This is a genomic window from Rhizobium sp. CF142 (genome assembly GCF_000281145.1).
Lineage (GTDB): Bacteria > Pseudomonadota > Alphaproteobacteria > Rhizobiales > Rhizobiaceae > Rhizobium.
Genome location: NZ_AJWE01000054.1, coordinates 1 through 14,396, shown reverse-complemented (window position 1 = coordinate 14,396; position 14,396 = coordinate 1). Strand labels below are relative to the sequence as shown.

Here is a 14,396-nt window from a genome sequence, read left to right as displayed (position 1 = left end):
TTTCGGCAATGTCTTTAAAAATGACGGACTATTGTTGCGCGTATTTTGCCATGCAGAGCTTACCTGAGACTTACCTGAGGCTGTCTCGCTTTAAGACACCAGCGCGTTCACCATCCGGAAACCCTGCCATATTCAGTTTTGCTAACCATTCCCGGAGGCAGGATTTCTTTAACCGCAATTTTTAAGCTGTACGGAACGGGGGCCGCCTATTGTCGGGCCATAGAGGACGAAAAGTCCCAAGGAGAAGACCGGAAACCGGCTCTCAGGTAAGACAAGGGTAGAAATGAAATGAAGAATACCGTTCTGAAGCCCGTCTGGGCTGGCACGACATTGCGTCTTGATCCGTCTCGCTTTCCGCAACAGGTAAGCTATGCCATCCACGACCATGCCAGTGACGTCAGCATAACGATCGACGAACGCGGCGCGGTCCTGCGCAAGATTCTCCCCTCCAGCGGCCTGCCGCTCTCCATCGCCTTGCCGCGGCGCGTCTTCAAAGGCGTTGCAGCCCGCGCCATCGACCATGGCAATGGTGAAGTCACCGTGACGCTCGAGCTGCATCACGAAGATCCGGAACTCTGCATTCCGCTGCTCGTCGCCCATGACCTCGGCGATATCGCGGCCGACTGGCGCAGCTGGTCAGAAGCCTTCGGCATTCCCATGCTGATGGTGGAAGCCGATGGTGTCGCCCGCCCCCTCGAAGAACATCTCGGCGGACTGCGCACCAGCGAAATGAAGCCGCGCCGTCGTCACTCCTATTTCGCAAACCGCCGCCCGCGCTTCCTCGTGCGCCGCACGACCGGCAAGCTCGGCGTCATCATGAAGATTGAAGGCAAGGAAATTATCGCCCGCAGCTGAGCGATACGCTCTGAACCGATTTCAAACCCGGCCGTCGCGCCGGGTTTTTCATTTCGGGGTCATTTTTCATTTCAGATTAGAGCAATTCCAGCAAAAGCGCGCAGCGGTTTTGCGTCCGGAATTGCGTGAAACCAAAGAGATAGAGCATTTCCGTGACTCGGAGAAAAACGGAATGCTCTAGGGAATGGCAAAAAGCAGCGAGACGAACAGGCCGAGAAAGATGATCAATCCGACTCGGGTGTTTGATTTGAAGAGCGCGAGGCACTGGGCGCCGTCATTGATATCGAGCGTCCTGATCTGCCAGGCGAACATTCCGGCGGCTATCAACAGACCGACAAAAGCCAGAAGGCCGACACCGGCAAGCGCAAAGGACAGGAACATCAGCACCAGCGTCAGTCCGTAGAGACCGACAAGCGCCAGACGCGTCCGCTCGCCGAACAGGCGCGCGGTGGAGCGAACACCGATCAGCTCGTCATCCTCTTTGTCCTGATGGGCATAGATCGTGTCGTAGCCGATCGTCCAGACCACAGAAGCAAGATAGAGCAGGAAGGCAGAGAAGGAGATGCTGCCGAAAATCCCTGCCCAGCCCATGAGCGCGCCCCAGGAAAAGGCAAGACCGAGGAAGAATTGCGGCCAGTCGGTAAAGCTCTTGGCGAAGGGATAGAGGGCGACGACGCCGAGCGACAGCACGCCGAGAAGCACGGCAAACCAGTTGAATTGCAACAACACGAACAGACCGACCAGCGCCTGCAATGCGATGAATATCTTTGCCTGCCGGCGCGTCACACGACCCGAGGGCAGCGGACGCGAGCGGGTGCGCGCCACCTGCATGTCGATCTCGTGGTCGACAAGGTCATTATAGGTGCAGCCTGCGCCGCGCATGGCGACGGAGCCGATAAAATACAGGAACAGATGGTAGAGCAGCAGGGCACCGGAGAAGACGCGCGGCTCGATTGCCGCATTGGCGGCAAGCGTGGCCGACCAGAAGCACGGCCACATAAGGAGCTGCCAGCCGATCGGCCGGTCCCAGCGCGCCAGCTGCGCATAGGGCCACAGCCAGGGCGGCAGGATGCGATAAACCCAATTATCCGAGGGCGCATCGGCAACGCGCCCGTTGAGACCGTCAATCTGTTGCATACGGTCATCTAGCGATGGGCAGCGCCCATGGTCAAGACTCCATCGCCGGCGAGCTCTGCCATCTGCGGCTCGATGGAATCCGCTTCGCCCCATAAGGCGCCCGCCCTGCGGAACGAAGGAAAGTTCATCGGATCACCGGCCGACCGGCGTATCTATCGCTGACGCGCGGCCAGGGCACGCTTCACGTCTTCCTCCGCCCCGTCCAGCAAAGAAACCAGGGCTTTGCTCGCGCCGGCGGAATCGCGATTTGCCATGCTCTCCACGACCTGCTGATGCAGCGGCAGCGAATGGCTCTGTCCCTGCGGATTGTCGTCGGAAAGCCGGAAACTGATCACCAGCGCAGTTTCGATCAGTGCCGCCAGCGAACCGATCAATTCATTACCGGACATGCGCAGGATGGCCTGATGGAAAGCAAGATCCGGCACCGCAAAACGCGCGCCGTCATCGCCTGCCCGCTCCATCTCCGCCAGGAGACCCCGCAAATGCTGGATCTCCGCTGCGGTGGCGCGTTCGGCCGCCAGCGCACCGGCCGTCGGCTCGATCGCGCGGCGCAACTCGAAAAGCGAACGGGCGTCCTCGGCAGTGGTCCTGCCGCCGTAGCGCCACAAGAGCACATCAGGATCGAGAAAATTCCAATCCCTGCGCGGACGCACGCGGGTGCCGATCTTCGGACGCGATTCCACCATGCCCTTACCGGCCAGGACCTTGATCACTTCACGCAGCACGGTGCGGCTCACCCCGTGGGCGGCACTCCAGTCGTCCGCGTTCGGCAACGGATCGCCGGGCAAGAGATCGCCTCGCACGATGCTCGGGCCGATCTCGTTGAGCACCCTCGTGTGAAGGCTGCTGCCGGCCATCCCCTCCATGCGCAGGGGCGCCGCGAGAGCCAGACGGGCTTTCGCATTCTTCGTATTCTTCATACTATTCATACTATTGTCACATCGCTCCCCTATTACCGCTCTCATAGAACAGCCTCTTTAGTGACGTCAACTCGCAATGTATGAATAATCCTGTATTTTCATGTTTAAGTAGAATCAGATTCTCGAAAATGGAAGATTTATTATGGATTTATTTTTGGTACATCGAACATATATCCCAATTTATATTTAATATTTCTGCGTCGGTATCTTATAAAATTGAAAATGACGCGACTTATAACTCGAATATCGCAAATGTATAATCGCATTTTCGATCGGTTCGACTGCGCGCGCTAAACCGGCACGCGCCACACTCTCCATAAAAGCATCGCGACCGACCGGCCTTCGAGGCCTGTCAGCGGATCACTGCGCTTTCGTCACGCCGCCTTCATCGCCGCTGCCTGCCATCAGGTCGGCGGTCCCTCTCGGCTGCGACCAAGCAGCCTTTGCCCTACGAAAAGGAAACTTGAAATGCCATTCATGACCAGAGGTCCCTCAACCAGGGCGCCCATGGCGCAAGCGGCAAGACCGCTCATCCTGACCGCTCTCCTCTGCGCGACGGCCATGCCCGCTTATGCCGTCGAGCCCTGGATCATGGTCGAGAAGTTTACATTCACCGACGATCCCATCACCTATCGCGGCCAGGGTGTGACGACCGACGGCAAGAACTGGTACTTTTCCGGCACGAACGCGCTGGACAAGGCGGACGGCAATTTCAACACGATAACACGCGACAACAGCGCGATCGATCCGGCCCTCGCAAACCCGTTTGCCGGTGCGCCCAGAGGCCTCAACCATATCGGCGACATCGATTACGCCGACGGATACCTCTACATCTCGCTGGATACCAGCACCCGCGATCCCATCACCGGCGAGAAATACAACACGCCGGTCTTTGCGATCTACAATGCGAGCGACATGACCTATACGGGCAAGTATTTCGCACTGACCCCTCCGCACGGCAAGCATGACGTCGCGAGCTGGGTGGCCGTGGATGCCAAGAAGGGTCTCCTCTATGGCATGGCCTATGATAACTCCACCGAGATCGCGGTCTACAATCTCTCCGACGGCTCCTTCAAGCAGTACATTCCCCTTTCGAGGACGATCGACCAGGCGCAGGGCGGCAAGATCCTTGATGGCTGGATGTATTTCTCTACGGAAAGCGATACAAAATCGCTCTACCGCGCCAATCTGACGACAGGCGAAGTGGAAGAGATTGGCCAGCTCGACACTCCCGGCGACCAGGAAGTCGAGGGTCTCTCCTTCGGCTGGACCAAGGATGGCTGGTCGCTTTATGTCATCAACCGCGAACAGCCCGATCCGCTGATTGACGAGTCCATCGGCTTCTATCGTTATCTGCGGCCCTACGGCAATGCGCTCTCCGGCGAGATCCATTCCAGCGTCAAGGGCGCCTTCATCCAGGACAGCCTCTATCTCGACGACGCGGTCGGCCAGCGCCTCCGCTCGGCGTTCAGCGCAGTGGGCACGCCGATGTCGGAGGTCACCTCCTATGATGAGAACGGTTTGACGGGCGCGATCAGCAACACCGAAGGCCTCGCCATCTGGAGCCAGGCGATCGGTGCCAAGAGCACGACCGAGGGAGCGGGCTACGTTGCCGATTTCGATCACTCGACCGGCGGCATCGTCTTCGGCGCCGATGCGGCGGCCGGGACATGGCGCTTCGGTGCGATGGCCGGCTACAGCAATACCAGTTTCGACGTCGATGCCCGCACCTCATCCGGCTCGAGCGATAACGTCCATCTCGGTATCTATGGCGGCACGCAATGGGGTGCGCTCGGCTTCCGCACGGGCGTCTTCTATACCTCGCACGATATCAGCACCAAGCGCCATGTCGTCTTCCCGGCCTTCAACGAGACCCTATCGGCCGACTACGACGCCCGCACCACCCAGGCCTTCGCGGAACTGGCCTACCGGATGGATTTTGAAGATACCGCTTTCGAGCCCTTCGCCAACCTCGCCTATGCCCGCCTGAAGAGCGATGCCTTCTCGGAGGAAGGCGGCACGATCGCAGCACTGTCAACCGGATCGTCCAGCATGGACACCGCTTTCACCACGTTCGGCATTCGCGCCTCCACCGATATCGATCTGCAGGATACCAAGGCGACCGTGCGCGGCATGCTTGGCTGGCGGCACGCCTATGGCGATGTCACGCCGAGCTCCAAGCTCGCCTTCAATACCGGCGCAAGCTTCGATTCCGTCGGTGCGCCAATTGCCAAGAATGCACTGACCATGGAAGCCGGCCTGGATTTCAATCTGGCGAAAAACGCGACGATCGGCGCATCCTATGCCGGTCAGATCGCGGGAGAGACCCAGGATCATGCTCTCAAGGTTAATTTCAACGTGAGCTTCTGAACCGGCCTGAAGTCCGCCGCAGGTCCCGGTTCTGAACACCGTTGAAAAAAGACGCCGCAGCGCTTCCCGGGTGCCTGCGGCGTCTTCCGTTTGATACAGTCGGTCGCCACATTCGCGCACGACCCACCAGCCTTTACGACCTTCTTTCCGGAGTTCCCGATGAGCCGAGATGCCAGCGACAATCTTGTGACCTACGCCAGCTATCCGAGCCTCCGAGGCCGAAGTGTGTTCATTACCGGCGGCGCAAGCGGCATTGGCGAAAGCCTGGTGCGGCACTTCTGTGCCCAGGGCAGCCGGGTCGCCTTCGTCGATATCGCCGAGGAGAGCGGCCGCGAGCTTGCCGCTGCGATAGACGCTGATGGTCACGCCGCGCCGCTCTTCATTCCCTGCGATCTGCGCGATATCGAGGCGCTGAAGCACGCGATCGCTGAAGGCGTCGCGCAGAACGGCCCGCTTCAGGTTCTCTGCAACAATGCCGGCAATGACGACCGCCACCAGACGGAGGATGTAACCGTCGCCTATTGGGACGACCGCATGGCGGTCAACCTGCGCCACCAGTTCTTCGCTGCGCAGGCCGCCCGGCCCTTCATGAAGGTGCTCGGCGGCGGCTCGATCATCAATTTCGGCTCGATCACCTGGATGGTCGGCGATCCGGATTGCCCTGCCTATGTCACGGCGAAGGCGGCGATCTGGGGCATGACGCGGGCACTCGCCCGCGAATTCGGCCCGGAACGCATCCGTGTCAATTGCATGGTGCCCGGCTGGGTGATGACCGAACGGCAGATGAGCCTCTGGCTGAATGAGGCCGGTGAGCGGCAGATCGCCGAGCGCCAGTGCCTGCCGGACAGGCTGCAGCCTTCCGACATCGCCCGCATGGCGCTGTTTCTCGCCGCCGACGACAGCGCCATGTGCACCAGCCAGCAGTTCATCGTCGACGGCGGCTGGGTGTGATTTGGGCGTGTTTGGGCGGCTGGATCAGTTCAGCGTGAAATTGAACTTGTAGCTCGCAGACAAGCCGATCAGGAACTGGTTCTTCGAACCTTTCTCGCGCACAAGGCTGCTGTCGGCGGCCGGACCGGCAAGGCGCTTATATTCCGCGAAGGCGCTCGTCGACAGGTTCTCCGTCGCATTCCAGGTGAGTGCCGTGCCAGCACCATAAGACTGGATGCCGCCCGAGGGGTCATAAGGCTTTAGTCCGCTTGCGGCTGACTGCGCTTCGTTGACGCCGTAATAGGAATGGAAGTAGCCGCTTGTCGCAAAGGTGGCACGCGGGCCGCCTGACAGTTGTAGATCGGGCGCGATATCGGTGAAGGCGTCAAGCGCCACGTCGGCCACGAGGCCATCATGGGAGCGGATGCCCTGGCGGACTTCGGCGCGGGCACGCAGCCAGTCGGTCGGGTAAACCTCGGCAAAACCACCGATTTCCGCACCCCACTTGACCTTCTTCAGACCGCGCAGATCGCTGTCGTCGTCTTGGTCACGCTCAGGCACATAGCGGCCGACGATACCGGCGCGGAAGCCGCTATTATCGACGAGCGCGAAGGATGGATTGTCGTTACGCGAGGAAAAGCGCGGACCGGCGCCCTGACGACCGACCGAAATCAGCGGGCTGAACTTGAATTCGTTGCTTGAGGCGCCTTCGAATTTCGGCGCGGAAAAGCCTGATACGCCGACTTTCAGATACCAGTCGCCGGACCACCAATGGCCGCCTTCCTGGGCAGAGGCGGTGCTGAAAGACGCAAGGGCAATAGCTAAAGAGATCGATACGACAGATCGATTAAACACATCCGCACTCCAGAAAACGCAATACAAGAACGGCCGCGGACGGCGGCGATCGGTACATTTATAGCGAGGGTGTTACCTCTATCTTAACCAAGGCGGAAAGATCGAGGGGATGGGAAATTACTTCTGGTTCCAGCGGCGGATGACCGGTTCGGTCAAATCGTGCTCATAGCCGAGAACGCTGATGCTCGTCGTATCCAGAATGAAACGGGAGCCGTCTTCCGGCGGCAGGCCGAGCCAGCGGGCGCCGAGCACACGCAGGAAATGCGAGCTCGAAAAGATCAAGATCGGCGCATTGACCTGGCGAAGCTCCGCGATGATGCGATCGGCACGTGCGCCGATATCGGCGGCAGCTTCGCCCTCCGGGCAGCCATCGCGGAAAAGCTGCCAGCCGGGGCGCTTGGAGAGGATTTCCCTGGTCGTTATGCCTTCATAGGCACCGTAATCCCATTCGGCGAGATCGGGCTTGATGACAGCCCCCTCCCCGAAACCCGAAAGAGAGCAGGTGTTGCGCGCCCGCTGCGAGGGACTGGACCAGACGGCGGAGACGGAAAGACCTGCTAGCCGCGGAACGAGCGCGCGGGCGGCAGCCTCGCCATTGACGGTGAGCGGAATATCGCTGCGGCCGGTGTGCTGACCCGACAGTGACCATGCCGTCTCGCCGTGGCGCACGAGGGTGATTTCAGGAAGTGCGCTCATATCCGTCTCTCCAAAAAGAAAAAGCGCGGCCGGGCCGCGCTTCGATATCAGAAGGTGAACTTTTCCAATGGCGGACGCGTCGCCTCGAACTCCCTAAGCTTCGCCTCGTTCTCCGGAATATAATTCCGGCTATCCGGCGTCGCGAATTGGTTCTTGGTGATCTGGATCTGCTCGATGAAGAGTTCGTCCCAGCGGAAGCCGATCTCGGAACCGGCCAGATAGAACTCCCACATGCGAAAGAAGTTCTCGTCGTAAAGTGCGACGGCCTCTGCCTTGCGGGCTACGAAGCGCTCACGCCAGTGGTGCAGCGTGTAGGCGTAATGCAGCGGCAGCACTTCGACGTCGCGGGTCAGCAGCCCGGCTTTTTCGAGCGGCACCAGCGTTTCGGCGATCGAGGGAATATAGCCCTGTGGAAAGATATATTTCTCGATGAAGGCGTTGGTCGCAAAGCTCGGCTTCGGACGGGCGATCGAATGCAACAGCATGATGCCGTTGTCATCCAGCAGCTCGTGCACCTTCTTGAAGAAGTTACCGTAGTTGCCGATGCCGACATGCTCGAACATGCCGACCGAGACGATACGATCGAACTTCCTGCCAGTGAGATAGCGGTAATCCTGCAGCTCGAAACGCACGCGATCGGCAAGACCGCGTTTCTCAGCCCGTTCACGCGAAATCTTCAACTGCTCTTCGCTGAGCGTAATGCCGGTGACATCGAGGCCGGGCGTCGATTCCGCCAGATACATGGCCATACCGCCCCAGCCGGAACCGATTTCCAGCACCCGCTGGCCCGGCTGCGGCATGAGCTTGGCCGCGATGTGGCGCTTCTTGGCAACCTGCGCCTCCTCCAGGCCGATGCCCGGCGGATCGAAATAGGCGCAGGAATATTGCCAGTCCTCATCGAGGAAGAGCTCGAAGAGCTTTTCGGAGAGGTCGTAATGGTGGGCGACATTACGCTTATTATGGTTGACCGGCATGCGGCTCTTCAGCTGCTGCATGGCGATGCGGCCCATCAGCAGGGCAGCCATCTTGAAATCGAAGATTTCATTGGTGGTGTTCTGCTTCACCAGGACTAGGAAGTCGTAGATGTTGCCCTGTTCGAGAATGAACCGGCCTTCCATATACATTTCGCCGAGCTTCAGCGTCGGATCGCGACGGATCGCATCCTCGGCTTCCTGATCGGCAAGACGCACGGCAACCGGTTCACCGGTGCCGTCGCCAATCGTGTGGGTCTCGCCATTGGCAAGAGTAAGGGTCAAGGAACCCTTTCGGACAATTTTATGGACAATCGATAAGAATGCCGACGCCATGGACGCCTCGCAAATGTGACAGGATGGTCACATCAACTTAATAGCTCTCTTCTGCCTTACAAGCGCCGGATTTAGCACTCTTTGGATTCATTTGCCAAAGTGTGACATTTTTGCAAATACTGGGCTAAGCCCTTATTTTCGCTTCATCGCTTCGGCCAATGCCGCGCCAAAGGCGCCTTGACTCTGCGGCTTTGCCGGCGCGGGCTTGCGATCCTGCTGCGGGCGCTGGCCGGTATTGCCACGCGACTCACCACGCGGAGAACCGGCGGGAATGCCGTCATCCTTGCGCATAGAAAGGCCGATGCGCTTGCGCTTCACATCCACCTCGACGACCCGCACTTTGACCACATCGCCCGCCTTCACGATTTCGTGAGGATCCTTGATGAACCGGTCTGCGAGCTGAGAGACGTGGACAAGACCATCCTGGTGCACGCCGATATCGACGAAGGCGCCGAAGGCCGCGACATTGGTGACGGTGCCTTCCAGCACCATGCCCGGTTTCAGGTCGCTGATTTCGTCGATGCCTTCCGCAAAAGTCGCAGTCTTGAAGCTCGGGCGCGGGTCGCGGCCGGGCTTATCCAGCTCGGCGATGATGTCCTTGACGGTCGGCAGGCCGAACTTCTCGTCGATGAACTTGCGCGGATCGAGCGCCTTCAAGGTAACGCTGTCGCCCATCAGCGAGCGAAGGTCACGGCCGCAGGCGGCGACGATCTTCTTTGCCACGCCATAGGCTTCCGGATGCACGGAAGACGCATCGAGCGGCTCCTTGCCATCAGGGATGCGCAGGAAGCCGGCCGCCTGTTCGAAGGTGCGCTGGCCGAGGCGGGCAACCTTCAACAGGTCCTTGCGGCTTTCGAAGGCGCCATTCTGGTCGCGATGCAGCACGATCGCATCGGCGATCGAGCGGCCGAGGCCGGACACGCGCGACAGCAGCGGCGCCGATGCCGTGTTGAGATCGACGCCGACGGCATTGACGGCATCTTCGACAACCGCGTCGAGCGAGCGGGAGAGCTTCGTCTGATCGACATCGTGCTGATACTGGCCGACGCCGATCGACTTCGGCTCGATCTTGACGAGTTCGGCGAGCGGATCCTGCAGGCGCCGCGCGATGGAGACGGCGCCGCGCAGCGACACGTCGAGCTGCGGGAATTCTGCAGCAGCGGTTTCCGAGGCTGAATAGACGGAGGCACCGGCTTCAGAGACGATGACCTTGGTGGGCTTGGGCGCAGGAAGTGCAGCCAGCATATCGGCCACAAGCTTTTCCGTCTCGCGGCTGCCGGTGCCGTTGCCGATCGCGATCAGTTCGACATTGTGCTTGCGGATGAGGGAGGCAAGCTCTGCCTGCGTGCCGCGCACGTCATTCTTCGGCGGGAAAGGATAGACCGTCGTTGTGTCGAGCAGCTTGCCGGTGCCATCGATGATCGCAACCTTGACGCCGGTACGGATGCCCGGATCGAGACCCATCGTGGCGCGCGAGCCGGCGGGGGCGGCCAGCAACAGATCCTTGAGGTTACGGGCAAAAACGTGGATCGCTTCTTCCTCAGCCCTTTCGCGCAGTTCGCGCATGAGGTCGAGCGAGAGCGACATGGAGAGCTTCACGCGCCAGGTCCAGCTTACGGCATCCATCAGCCAGCGATCGCCGGAGCGGGTTGCACCGATCTCGTAGGCAGCAGCAATCATGCGCTCGACCGGCTTGTTCGGTGAGGCGATCTCGGCATCGGCCTCGATTGTCAGCGTCAGCACTTCCTCGTTCCAGCCGCGCAGCATGGCAAGCGCGCGATGGCCGGGGGCAGTCGCCCAACGTTCGGAATGGTCGAAATAGTCGGAGAACTTTTCGCCAGTCGCCTGCTTGCCGTCCACGACCTTGGCCTTCAGAAGGGCGGCATTGCGCATATGGGCGCGCAGTTTACCGAGCAGATCGGCATTTTCGGCAAAACCTTCGGCGACGATATCGCGCGCGCCTTCGAGGGCCGTCTTCACGTCAGGCACATCGGCGGTGATATAGGCCTCTGCCATTGCTGCCGGCTCCTTGCTGCGATCGGCGAGGATCGCTTCGGCAAGCGGGCCTAGGCCGCGCTCGCGGGCAATCTCGGCGCGGGTGCGGCGCTTCGGCTTGTAGGGCAGATAGAGGTCTTCCAGCTCGGCCTTGGTGGCGGCACCCGAAAGCTTCGCCATCAGCTCGTCACTCATCTTGCCCTGGCTGGTGATGGATTCGATGATCGTATCGCGGCGCGCTTCAAGCTCGCGCAGATAGACAAGCCGCTCGGCCAGCGTACGCAGCTGCGTATCGTCAAGCCCGCCCGTCACTTCCTTGCGGTAGCGGGCGATGAACGGCACCGTTGCACCCTCGTCCAGCAGCTCGATCGCCGCCTTGGCCTGATCGGGCCGGGCATTGATTTCGGCGGAGATGCTTGCTGCGAGCGAACGAAGGTCAGCGGCCATGAGATTTCCTGCAGTTTATTAGGGTTGGCGGACCATAGCGACGAAAAGCGGCAAGGCAATGCCTACCGCCGCTTTCCACAGCGGAAGGGAACGCTCCTGTCGGTTTAAGCCATATATCTGAGGCGCAATTGAGCCTTTCGCCTCCTGTTTTTGCGGTTGTGCAGATGCGGCATTCTTTGGTAGCAGAGGCGACCATTTTTGATTGCCCCTGCCCTGCAGGCGCCAGGAAAAGAGTACCATGCCGAACCTGCTTCTCGAACTTCGCTCCGAAGAGATCCCCGCCCGCATGCAGCGCAAGGCCGCCGGTGACCTCAAGAAGCTCCTGACCGATGCGCTGGTGGAAGCAGGACTGACCTATGAGGGCGCGCGCGAATACTGGACGCCGCGTCGCCTGACGCTCGACATTCACGGTCTGACGGCCCGCTCCGCCGATATCCGAGAGGAGCGCAAGGGGCCGCGTACCGACGCCAACGAAAAGGCGATCGAGGGCTTCCTGCGCGGCGCCGGCCTTTCTTCAGTTTCCGAGGCGCAGGTCGTCAGCGATCCGAAGAAGGGCGATTTCTACGTCGCCGTCATCTCCAAGCCGGGCCGCAGCGCCGAAGAAATCATCGCCGAAGTCATGCCCGGCATTATCAAGGATTTCCCCTGGCCGAAGTCGATGCGCTGGGGCAAGGCGTCCTCGCAGCCCGGCTCGCTGCGCTGGGTGCGCCCGCTGCAGTCGATCGTCTGCACCTTCGGCACCGAACATGAAGAAACCATCGTCATCCCCTTCGAGATCGACGGCCTCGTCGCCTCCAACGTCACCTACGGCCACCGCTTCCACGCGCCTGAAGCCATCACCGTCAAGCGCTTCGACGATTACGTCGCCAGCCTCGAAAAGGCGAAGGTCATTCTCGATGCGGAGCGGCGCAAGGACATCATCCTGCATGATGCCCGTGACATCGCGTTCGCCAGCGGACTGGAACTGGTGGAAGACGAAGGCCTGCTGGAAGAGGTTTCCGGTCTCGTCGAATGGCCGCAGGTGCTGATGGGTTCCTTCGAGGAGGACTACCTTTCGATCCCGTCCGAGATCATCCGCCTGACCATCAAGACAAACCAGAAATGCTTCGTCACCCGCAAACAGGGTGAAGAGACGCTTTCGAACAAGTTCATTCTCGTCTCCAACATCCAGGCGACGGATGGCGGCAAGGAAATCGTTCACGGCAACGGCAAGGTCGTGCGTGCCCGCCTCTCCGATGCGCTGCATTTCTGGAATCGCGACCAGGGCAACCTGCCGGATCTCGAAACGCTGGAAGCTTCCGCCAAGAAATTCGGGCTCGACCTTGCCAAGCCACTCGACCAGCGCATGGCCAAGCTCGACGCGTTGAACGTGACCTTCCATGCCAAGCTTGGTACGCAGGGCGATCGCGTCGAACGCATCCGGGCGATGGCCGCCAAGATCGCCATGCCTGTCGGCGCCGATTACAAGGTGGTGGATCGCGCCGCGGTTCTCTGCAAGGCGGACCTGCGCACCGAAGCCGTCGGCGAATTCCCGGAACTGCAGGGCGTCATGGGCCGCAAATATGCGGCGCTGCAGGGCGAAGACGCCTCCGTTTCCACCGCGATCGAAGACCATTACAAGCCGCAGGGTCCGTCCGACCGCGTGCCCGACGACAAGGTGGCGATATCAGTGGCGCTGGCCGACAAGCTCGATACGCTCATCGGTTTCTGGGCAATCGATGAAAAGCCGACCGGCTCGAAGGACCCGTTTGCACTTCGCCGTGCCGCGCTCGGCATCATCCGCATCCTGCTCGAAAAACGTGCCCGTGTGACGCTCTTGCCGCGCATCACCTCGCATATGCAGCGTATTGATATGGATATCGGCGCCAATGTTGCCACCGACGACCTGTCGCGGCAGTTCGATCTGCTCTCCTTCTTCCACGACCGCCTGAAGGTCTATCTGCGCGAGCAGGGTGCTCGCCACGACCTCATCGATGCCGTGCTGACACCTGAATCCGACGACCTCTTGATGGTCGCCCGCCGCGTGGAGGCGCTGACGGCGTTTATCACCTCGGAAGACGGCATCAACCTGCTGGCCGGTACCAAACGCGCCACCCAGCTTCTGGCCGCCGAGGAGAAGAAGGGCACCGTGGTTGCTGATGGCGTTTCCGAGGCATTGCTGAAGCTTGATGCCGAGAAGGAACTGTTTACCGCCATCACCAAGGCTTCGTCGGAAGCTGCCGGCGCGGTTGCGCATGAAGACTTCCGCTCGGCGATGGAAGCGCTGTCGAAGCTGCGCGCTCCCGTCGACCGCTTCTTCACCGATGTGCTGGTCAATGACGAGGATGCCGCGATTCGCGCTAACCGCCTCGCCCTCTTGCGGATGATCCGTGCGGCGACGGGGACAGTCGCGGACTTTTCGAAGATCGCCGGCTAAACGGCCGACGAACAAAAAATGGGGCCGTTTGGCCCCATTTTACCTTTTGCCCTCATCGTCCCTTTTGCATCTTGGCGATGGTCAGCGTTTCGCCTGCGCGGCCATAACCGCCGTCGACGACCTCATCGACGAGGACCATGGTATAGGGGCGAACGCCCTCCCCGAAAAAGTCGACGAACATGGCCGTCGTTCGGAGAATGATATCCTCCTTCTGCTCTGCGGTCAGAGTACCCTCGGGAAACTTGTAGTTTGCGAATGGCATGATGAACTCCTGCCTGGTTTGCGTTGTGACCCGGCAAGCCTAGCGGCATCAGAAACATGCTTGAAATTGATATGAAGTATGTGCATTCATCCATGCCATGGATTTGCACGGTATCGATCTCAACCTGCTCGTCGCCTTTGATGCCCTCATGAAGGAACGGAGCGTGACGAAGGCGGGCATCCGCATCGGCCGCACGCAACCCGCCA

11 protein-coding genes and 1 pseudogene are annotated in these 14,396 nt (G+C 60.3%); 5 read left to right on the top strand and 7 right to left on the bottom strand.

Annotated elements, in window-relative coordinates; all coding sequences use genetic code 11:
- The first annotated feature begins 288 nt into the window (after positions 1–288).
- Complete coding sequence (locus PMI11_RS13715) at positions 289–855, top strand: DUF6101 family protein (RefSeq protein WP_007817899.1); 567 nt, start codon at positions 289–291, stop codon at positions 853–855.
- A 177-nt stretch (positions 856–1,032) separates the two neighbouring features.
- Here PMI11_RS13715 and ubiA read toward each other — a convergent pair whose 3' ends face one another.
- Both ubiA and PMI11_RS13705 read right to left on the bottom strand, forming a co-directional pair.
- On the bottom strand, positions 1,033–1,992 hold the full coding sequence (ubiA, locus tag PMI11_RS13710; protein WP_007817897.1) for a 4-hydroxybenzoate octaprenyltransferase: 960 nt from the start codon (positions 1,990–1,992) through the stop codon (positions 1,033–1,035).
- A 152-nt stretch (positions 1,993–2,144) separates the two neighbouring features.
- Positions 2,145–2,849: a FadR/GntR family transcriptional regulator gene (locus PMI11_RS13705; RefSeq protein WP_244430570.1), complete on the bottom strand. Its 705-nt coding sequence runs from the start codon at positions 2,847–2,849 to the stop codon at positions 2,145–2,147.
- 531 nt (positions 2,850–3,380) lie between these two features.
- Between PMI11_RS13705 and PMI11_RS35990 the strand changes: the two genes are divergently transcribed.
- Together PMI11_RS35990 and PMI11_RS13695 are read left to right on the top strand one after the other, a co-directional pair.
- Positions 3,381–5,282 (top strand): autotransporter outer membrane beta-barrel domain-containing protein, encoded by a 1,902-nt coding sequence (locus PMI11_RS35990; protein ID WP_007817893.1) that lies wholly within the window; start codon positions 3,381–3,383, stop codon positions 5,280–5,282.
- A gap of 159 nt (positions 5,283–5,441) precedes the next feature.
- Positions 5,442–6,233 (top strand): SDR family NAD(P)-dependent oxidoreductase, encoded by a 792-nt coding sequence (locus PMI11_RS13695; protein ID WP_007817891.1) that lies wholly within the window; start codon positions 5,442–5,444, stop codon positions 6,231–6,233.
- A 24-nt stretch (positions 6,234–6,257) separates the two neighbouring features.
- On the opposite strand, the gene PMI11_RS13690 is transcribed toward PMI11_RS13695, so the two are convergent.
- From PMI11_RS13690 to PMI11_RS13675, 4 genes are all read right to left on the bottom strand, one after another.
- Positions 6,258–7,067 carry a MipA/OmpV family protein gene (locus tag PMI11_RS13690; RefSeq protein WP_007817890.1) on the bottom strand — a complete coding sequence of 270 codons (810 nt, stop codon included), beginning with the start codon at positions 7,065–7,067 and terminating at the stop codon, positions 6,258–6,260.
- A 117-nt stretch (positions 7,068–7,184) separates the two neighbouring features.
- Positions 7,185–7,763 (bottom strand): histidine phosphatase family protein, encoded by a 579-nt coding sequence (locus tag PMI11_RS13685; RefSeq protein WP_007817888.1) that lies wholly within the window; start codon positions 7,761–7,763, stop codon positions 7,185–7,187.
- A gap of 47 nt (positions 7,764–7,810) precedes the next feature.
- Positions 7,811–9,070: a class I SAM-dependent methyltransferase gene (locus tag PMI11_RS13680; RefSeq protein ID WP_007817886.1), complete on the bottom strand. Its 1,260-nt coding sequence runs from the start codon at positions 9,068–9,070 to the stop codon at positions 7,811–7,813.
- 132 nt (positions 9,071–9,202) lie between these two features.
- Positions 9,203–11,512 (bottom strand): Tex family protein, encoded by a 2,310-nt coding sequence (locus PMI11_RS13675; RefSeq protein ID WP_007817884.1) that lies wholly within the window; start codon positions 11,510–11,512, stop codon positions 9,203–9,205.
- Positions 11,513–11,750: 238 nt separating this feature from the next.
- On the opposite strand from PMI11_RS13675, the gene glyS reads away from it, so the two are divergent.
- Positions 11,751–13,928, top strand: coding sequence for a glycine--tRNA ligase subunit beta (gene glyS, locus PMI11_RS13665; RefSeq protein WP_007817883.1), 2,178 nt, complete (start codon positions 11,751–11,753; stop codon positions 13,926–13,928).
- A 52-nt stretch (positions 13,929–13,980) separates the two neighbouring features.
- Here glyS and PMI11_RS13660 read toward each other — a convergent pair whose 3' ends face one another.
- Positions 13,981–14,190 (bottom strand): tautomerase family protein, encoded by a 210-nt coding sequence (locus PMI11_RS13660; protein WP_007817881.1) that lies wholly within the window; start codon positions 14,188–14,190, stop codon positions 13,981–13,983.
- Between the two features lie 97 nt (positions 14,191–14,287).
- Here PMI11_RS13660 and PMI11_RS38070 point away from each other — a divergent pair.
- Positions 14,288–14,396 (top strand): annotated as a pseudogene (locus tag PMI11_RS38070) (LysR family transcriptional regulator); the annotation flags it as partial.

Coding starts and splice junctions, on each gene's coding strand:
- ubiA (WP_007817897.1), bottom strand. CDS start 1,992: ATGCAACAGATTGACGGTCTCAACGGGCGCGTTGCCGATGCGCCCTCG.
- PMI11_RS13715 (WP_007817899.1), top strand. CDS start 289: ATGAAGAATACCGTTCTGAAGCCCGTCTGGGCTGGCACGACATTGCGT.
- PMI11_RS13695 (WP_007817891.1), top strand. CDS start 5,442: ATGAGCCGAGATGCCAGCGACAATCTTGTGACCTACGCCAGCTATCCG.
- glyS (WP_007817883.1), top strand. CDS start 11,751: ATGCCGAACCTGCTTCTCGAACTTCGCTCCGAAGAGATCCCCGCCCGC.
- PMI11_RS13680 (WP_007817886.1), bottom strand. CDS start 9,070: ATGGCGTCGGCATTCTTATCGATTGTCCATAAAATTGTCCGAAAGGGT.
- PMI11_RS13705 (WP_244430570.1), bottom strand. CDS start 2,849: ATGGCCGGCAGCAGCCTTCACACGAGGGTGCTCAACGAGATCGGCCCG.
- PMI11_RS13685 (WP_007817888.1), bottom strand. CDS start 7,763: ATGAGCGCACTTCCTGAAATCACCCTCGTGCGCCACGGCGAGACGGCA.
- PMI11_RS13660 (WP_007817881.1), bottom strand. CDS start 14,190: ATGCCATTCGCAAACTACAAGTTTCCCGAGGGTACTCTGACCGCAGAG.
- PMI11_RS13675 (WP_007817884.1), bottom strand. CDS start 11,512: ATGGCCGCTGACCTTCGTTCGCTCGCAGCAAGCATCTCCGCCGAAATC.
- PMI11_RS35990 (WP_007817893.1), top strand. CDS start 3,381: ATGCCATTCATGACCAGAGGTCCCTCAACCAGGGCGCCCATGGCGCAA.